Source organism: Paraburkholderia sp. RL17-381-BIF-C, assembly GCF_046026435.1.
Lineage (GTDB): Bacteria > Pseudomonadota > Gammaproteobacteria > Burkholderiales > Burkholderiaceae > Paraburkholderia.
Map to the genome: position 1 here is coordinate 1 of NZ_JARESX010000159.1, position 3114 is coordinate 3114.

The following is a 3114-nucleotide window of genomic DNA, read 5'->3' on the forward strand; positions in this document are numbered from 1 at the left end:
AGCGCAATAAAAAAGCCTCGCATTTGCGAGGCTTTTTTGTACGGGCCGATCCGGAAACCGGCCGCTCACGAGCCGCTTCAGGTACCCGAACCGCCGGCGTCCGCGCTGGTAATGCGCGGCTGGTCGCCGCCGTTGTCCAGCCACGTGCGCAGACGCGTTGCGTCCGCGAACCGCGAGTACTTACCCGACGAGTCCAGCAGCACCATGATCATCGGACGGCCGTGAATGGTCGCCTGCATCACGAGGCACTCACCCGCTTCGTTGATGAAGCCGGTCTTTTGCAGACCGATGTCCCAAGTCGGGTTACGCACCAGCGCATTCGTGCTGTTGTACGCCAGCGAACGCTTGCCGGTGTACACCTCGTAGCTGTGATCTGTCGAGAATTTGCGAATCACCGGATACTGATACGCGGCGTTGACCATCTTCACGAGGTCGCGCGCGCTCGATACGTTCTGGCTCGTCAAACCCGTCGGGTTTTCAAAGTGCGTGTCGGTCATGCCAAGTTGCTTGGCCTTCGCGTTCATGGCCGCGAGAAACGCCGGACGGCCGCCCGGGAAGTAGCGCGACAGCGCCGCGGCCGCGCGATTTTCCGATGCCATCAGCGCAATATGCAGCATGTCTTCACGCGACAGCACGGAGCCCACCGACAGACGCGAGCCGGTGTTCTTTTCGTAGTCGCGGTCTTCGTCGGTGACTTCGATCTGATCGGTCATCGGCTCTTTCGAGTCGAGCACCACCATCGCCGTCATCAGTTTCGTGATCGACGCGATCGGCACCACGGCGCGCGAATTCTTGTCGAACAGCGGTTCCCCGGAGTTCTGATCGATCACGTAGGCGACGCTGGAGCGCAGCATGAGCGCGTCCGGCGTTTCGTGCAGGCCGAAAGCCTGGCCGACGCTCGGCGAACGCGGTTCATACGCGACACGGCGCACCACCGAGTGGTGACGGCCATTCGACGTATAGGTTACGCGCTTGCGCTTGACGCCCGCGCGTGGCGCGTCGTCCTCAGCGGCTACCGACTTTGCAGCCGCCGCTTTCGATGCCTTCGACACCTTGGCGGGGGCGGCAGCCGGCTTTTTGGCTGCTTTCGCGTGTTTGGAGGTTTTTGCAGGTGCAGCGGGCGTGGCGGCAAAAGCGCTCACAGGCGTGGCGAACGCCGCTGCGATGACCATGGAGGCGGCCACCGACAGAGCGGTGCTGCGGGCCGCGCCGTGGATCACTTTTAGCGACGAAAACATGTCGGTTTTCATGGGTGTTCGGTAGGGAGCGGCGAGAGGTTTTCCGCAAGTGTAGTAAAACAACGAAAAATTAGCAATTTTAAGCACTTATACGCGCTCCTTAAACCGGCTTGTAAGCTCCGATCGCAAAAACACGAATAAGTGCCACGCCTCGATCGAAAAAAACGATCGCCCAGGCGTTTCGCCTCGCGGCTGCCGCCATACGCCAGAATCGAGGTGATTCTTCCAGCATAACGGCAATTTCGAGACAACCTTGATCAGGGGAAATACGGTCAGAGCACGGGCGAACGGGTGCTGCCAGTGCCACAGTACGAAGTTGGGATCAATCCAGCGGCGTGTTAAACGTCCACTGGAAACCGCCAACGCGCGTTCGACCGGATTCAGTCATTAACGTTCCGTGACACTTTCCGGTTTACATCGATTTGCATTTGCGGCGTTTTGTTAATTGTCGGATGTTACCGGCTTCCCTTGCTGGCGTGTGACGGGAGGTCGAAATGCCCCACAACGCGGCAATAACGACAGTATTTCGTTAGCACCAGCGCGGTGCAGCGCTCAATTTGACCTACGTCACGCGAACGTCATGCCCAACGCATAACATCTTGTTTTATCAGCGGTTTCTTAATATGGTGCGACGCACAAAAAACACTTGACATTCGTCGTGGCCATCCTAAAATGGGAACCATTGCTGCGATGCACCATACATCGCGGTCCGGCGGGACGCACCAATGTGTCTCACCACCCACCAATGCGGTCCGCACAGACAGACCGCGATCCAGGAGCGTAAACCATGACTCTGCTGACCCCTGAGCAATTCGCCGCAGCCCAGAAAGCCAACTTTGAAACGCTGTTCGGCCTGACGACCAAAGCATTCGAAGGCGTCGAAAAGCTGGTTGAGCTGAACCTGCAGGTCGTGAAATCGACGCTCGCGGAAAGCCAGGAAAATGCTCAACGTGCGCTGTCGGTGAAAGACGCGCAGGAACTGCTGGCACTGCAGGCAAGCCTTGCACAGCCGGTAGCCGAAAAGGCGCTGTCGTATGGCCGTCACGTGTATGAGATCGTTTCGGCAACGCAAGGCGAATTCGCCCGCGTCGCGGAAGCGCAATTCGAAGAGCAAAACCGCAAGGTTCAATCGCTCGTCGAAAACGTTGCAAAGAATGCCCCGGCTGGTTCGGAAACCGCTGTCGCCGTGATGAAGTCGGCTATCACCGCCGCCAACACCACGTACGAAACGGTTCACAAGGCAACCAAGCAAGCAGTCGAAATCGCTGAAAGCAACTTCAATGCAGCTGCAACGGCCGCATCGAAGGCAGCTTCGCAAGCTGCAGCACAAGCGTCGCGCTCGGCCAAGAAGGCCGTCTAAGCTTCCGTCTCAAGCATCACCTCTGCAGGCAGCATTCAACGCCGGCACAGCTCACCGCTGTGCCGGCGTTACCGCAAGCAACAGCGTCGTGCCGTTGCCGCTCACACGGTGTTAATTGGCCGAACGCTCCGATACGTTGAACAGCGTATCGTTTGCCCGGCGCAAGGCCGGGATTTTTTTACCCGCCGCGTCTGTTCCGGCGCCGGTGACGTTGAGCGGATTTGATACCGTGCGTCATTGCACGGTAATGGCTCTGCCCTGCTGTCCGAAAGAAAAACGGCGCGTCCTTTGCGGGACGCGCCGTTTTTTTATCCGGACCACCCGCATGAATGCGGGCGGGCCAGAGCGCATTACTTCTTTTTCTGCGGCGGCAAGTCGGTACACACGCCTTCATACAACTCGGCGGCCATACCGATCGATTCGCCGAGCGTCGGATGCGGGTGAATCGTCTTACCGATATCCGTTGCGTCCGCACCCATCTCGACCGCGAGACACACTTCGCTGATCAGGTCGCCT

3 protein-coding genes are annotated in these 3114 nt (G+C 58.6%); 1 reads left to right on the forward strand and 2 read right to left on the reverse strand.

Annotation, left to right across the window (positions count from 1 at the left end):
* Positions 1-77 precede the first annotated feature (77 nt).
* Complete coding sequence (gene pbpG, locus P0D70_RS36290; protein ID WP_091792883.1) at positions 78-1250, reverse strand: D-alanyl-D-alanine endopeptidase; 1173 nt, start codon at positions 1248-1250, stop codon at positions 78-80.
* Between the two features lie 775 nt (positions 1251-2025).
* Here pbpG and P0D70_RS36295 point away from each other — a divergent pair.
* The gene (locus P0D70_RS36295; RefSeq protein ID WP_007181275.1) at positions 2026-2598 is read left to right on the forward strand and encodes a phasin family protein; all 573 of its coding nucleotides are present in this window, start codon (positions 2026-2028) and stop codon (positions 2596-2598) included.
* A 350-nt stretch (positions 2599-2948) separates the two neighbouring features.
* Here P0D70_RS36295 and P0D70_RS36300 read toward each other — a convergent pair.
* The coding region (locus P0D70_RS36300; protein ID WP_368626528.1) for an oxidoreductase dimerization domain-containing protein at positions 2949-3114 on the reverse strand (166 nt) is incomplete at its 5' end.

What these genes read in the sequence shown, in the direction of transcription:
- pbpG (WP_091792883.1), bottom strand. Translation starts at nt 1,250, where the DNA reads ATGAAAACCGACATGTTTTCGTCGCTAAAAGTGATCCACGGCGCGGCC.
- P0D70_RS36295 (WP_007181275.1), top strand. Translation starts at nt 2,026, where the DNA reads ATGACTCTGCTGACCCCTGAGCAATTCGCCGCAGCCCAGAAAGCCAAC.